Below are 271 nucleotides of genomic sequence, written 5' to 3'. Positions count from 1 at the left end.
AAGCTGATCGAGCGGGCCGGTGACGGCGCGGATCGTGCGCGTCGCGACCTTGGTGTAGAGCGCAGTCGTCTCCAGCTTGCTGTGCCCGAGCAGGACTTGGATGACGCGGATGTCGACATCCTGTTCGAGCAGGTGGGTAGCGAAGCTGTGCCGTAGCGTGTGCGGGCTGACGCGCTTGCGGATGCCCGCCGCCTCGGCCGCTTCGTGGACAGCACGGTGGAGTTGCCGCGTCGAGATCGGGTCGGTGTAGCTGCGGCCCGGGAACAGCCAG

At 67.5% G+C, this 271-nt stretch carries 1 protein-coding gene; it reads right to left on the bottom strand.

Annotated features, from left to right (window positions below):
• Positions 1–271: tyrosine-type recombinase/integrase (locus tag SM191_RS19715; protein WP_341507679.1), on the bottom strand; the 271-nt coding region annotated here is incomplete at both ends.

Source organism: Sphingomonas sp. 2378, from assembly GCF_038084995.1.
In the GTDB taxonomy this organism is placed as follows: domain Bacteria; phylum Pseudomonadota; class Alphaproteobacteria; order Sphingomonadales; family Sphingomonadaceae; genus Sphingomonas.
This window is presented reverse-complemented; position numbering and strand designations above follow the sequence as displayed.